Raw genomic sequence first — 2,325 nt, forward strand, 5'->3', positions numbered from 1 at the left:
CGATCCGTTCCTCGACCTCGCGCAAAAGGAGAAGACCGCCGTCGGAGGACATCTCGCCGCCGTCAAATCGGGCGAGCACACGCTTGCCCGAGACAGGTGACAGGCCCGGCAGTTCAGGGGTATGTTCGACCACGGCGGGTGAGCTCCTGCTGATCGTAGGTTTTCGTCTCCACACCGAAATCTTACGACTATTCAGCAGCTTGGGCTACACCCGCCGTCCCCCATGAATTTTCCGGGCTAGGACGGCGTGAGGAGGCTCAGACATTCCGCTGGGCCAGTTTCGAGCGAACGTTGAGCAAGCCCCACCTGCGCGCCTTCCTGAAGCGGTTGCCAGAGTTCGACGATGTCGAGGCGGAAGAGCGGGCGCTCGACCGTCGCACAGCGCCACAACGGGTTCAACCGAGCGCTCGTCTTCCTGATCGACTGGCCTGCCTTGGCGCGCGCCGCACAAGTCGTGCTCGATCGCGCTGACGAGGTCGACGGCGATCGCTACGAAGTCCTGACGCCGGCGGCCGACGCGTTGCAGGAGAAGCACCCACTGGCGGCGACGCTGTTACGCCGGGCATTGATCGACTTCGCGCTCGATCGCGCCCGCGTGAAGCGTTACCGCCATGCGGCCAGAAATTTCCAGCAGTGCAAGAGCGCCGCCACGGTCATCGAGGACTTCGGTCGTTTCGATACGCACGAGACCTTCGAGCGGCGGCTGAAAAGTAAGCATGGACGGAAGAGTGCGTTCTGGGAGCGCGTTGGAGAGTAGCCCATTCAGGGTTATGGGTAAATTTTTGGCTTTTTGGATGAGGTCTGGGTACGTTTTTGGGTGTAACCGTGGGTAGACTTTTGCGTCAGTGGTCTCGCTAAGTCGCTGATATGCCTGCGTGCCGTGGGTAGGCTTTTGTGTAGGGCCACACTGTGGTCTGGATACGCAGCAGGCCGCCCATGGCGCGCACGTAGCGATCGACGATCGAAAGCCCGATACCGGCACCGCGCTGTGCGGCGTTCATCTCAGTGCCGGCGTTGCGGCCGCGATAGAACGCCTCCGTCAGCCGCGGAAGGTCCGCCTCGGCAATGCCCGGACCGTTGTCTGTCACCTCGAACCGCCAGTAGGAGCCGTCGCGGTCGACCCGTAGGCTGACCTGGCCACCTTGCTGACTGTACTTGATCGCGTTGTCCAGGCAGTTGATCAACACCTGTTTGAGCCCCCGCGCATCGCAGCGCACCAGGGTCTCCTGCGGCACATCGATGTCCAACCCGACGTGCATCTCCGCCGCGCGCGGGGGGAGGAGGCGCTCAACGCTCCTGGCGATCTCTCCGGCATCGTGAACAGCGACGTTCATTTCAACCTTACCGGCCTCGATGCTGGAGAGATCCAGGACGCCTTCGATCAGCTCGTGCAGGTAACGGCCACTTGAGAGGATGTCGCCCGCGTACGCCAGGTACCGGGGGTCGCTGTGGGGACCGTAGAGCTCGTTGGTGCGCATCTCGGAATAGCCGATGATGGCGTTCACGGGCGTGCGCAATTCGTGGCTCATCGTCGCGAGGAACGCACTCTTGGCACGGTTTGCAATCTCGGCTTGTCACGCGCCTGAGCGAGGATCTGTTCCTGTCGGCGTGCCTTCGTGGTGTCGAACAGGATCCCGTTGTAGACCAGCGTCCCACTGCCGTCGTCGAGCAACTTGGCGCTCGCGGTGAACCACTGCTCGCCGGTGACCGGATGCCGTCGCCGCCCGGAGAACGACCAGTCGGTACGCTCTGTGATGGCCTTCTCGACGGATCGATCGAAAGCTTTGCGGTCACGCAGATCTACCGCGAACGCGTACCAGTTGCCCAGGAGCCGCTCGGCAGGTATGCCAAGCAGCTCCTCGGCGTTCGGGCTCATGTAGGTAAAGCCGGCGTTGCCGTCGCGCCCCCGGGTCCTCTGGAACGCGACGCCCGGCAGCGTATCGGCCAGCGCACGGAAACGGTCTTCCTGGGCGTGCCGCGTGGCCCGCGCCTCGACCAGTTCGGTCACATCCGGCGGCTGTCAAGGTAGTTGTCGGCTCGTTGGGTTCGAATGCTGCGGGCCAGCGCGCTCCGTAAGCGTCACGAGACCCCCACGTGGCGCTCCACCGGAGTATGTGCGTAGCCTCTCCGCTCTTTCGCGAGCAGGAGGGGCTGATGAGTGATCGTGTGCAAGGTAATTGGCAAACTGATGGGCACACGTACCGACGGATGGAGCTGACGACGGGAACGCAGCGGCGGCGGTCCTGGACGCTGGCCGACAAGGCCCGGATCGTGGCGGAGAGCTTTTCGGGCGACCGCCCAGCGTCCGAGGTCGCGCTGAGGCAC

General features: G+C 63.6%; 3 protein-coding genes. 1 reads left to right on the forward strand and 2 read right to left on the reverse strand.

Annotated features, from left to right (window positions below):
- Positions 1–343: 343 nt before the first annotated feature.
- Positions 344–757 (forward strand): DUF6880 family protein, encoded by a 414-nt coding sequence (locus CKO28_RS27280; protein WP_200344627.1) that lies wholly within the window; start codon positions 344–346, stop codon positions 755–757.
- 97 nt (positions 758–854) lie between these two features.
- On the opposite strand, the gene CKO28_RS27285 is transcribed toward CKO28_RS27280, so the two are convergent.
- On the reverse strand, positions 855–1,529 hold the full coding sequence (locus CKO28_RS27285) for a sensor histidine kinase (protein ID WP_200344629.1): 675 nt from the start codon (positions 1,527–1,529) through the stop codon (positions 855–857).
- Entirely contained in the window at positions 1,526–2,008 is a 483-nt protein-coding gene (locus tag CKO28_RS27290; protein WP_200344631.1) for a PAS domain-containing protein, read from the reverse strand. The genes CKO28_RS27285 and CKO28_RS27290 overlap by 4 nt, the downstream gene beginning before the upstream one ends.
- Between the last annotated feature and the right edge of the window lie 317 nt (positions 2,009–2,325).

Source organism: Rhodovibrio sodomensis (assembly GCF_016583645.1).
In the GTDB taxonomy this organism is placed as follows: domain Bacteria; phylum Pseudomonadota; class Alphaproteobacteria; order Kiloniellales; family Rhodovibrionaceae; genus Rhodovibrio; species Rhodovibrio sodomensis.

Excerpts from the sequence above, each read along its gene's own strand:
- CKO28_RS27280 (WP_200344627.1), top strand. The coding sequence starts at position 344 with ATGTCGAGGCGGAAGAGCGGGCGCTCGACCGTCGCACAGCGCCACAAC.
- CKO28_RS27285 (WP_200344629.1), bottom strand. The coding sequence starts at position 1,529 with ATGAGCCACGAATTGCGCACGCCCGTGAACGCCATCATCGGCTATTCC.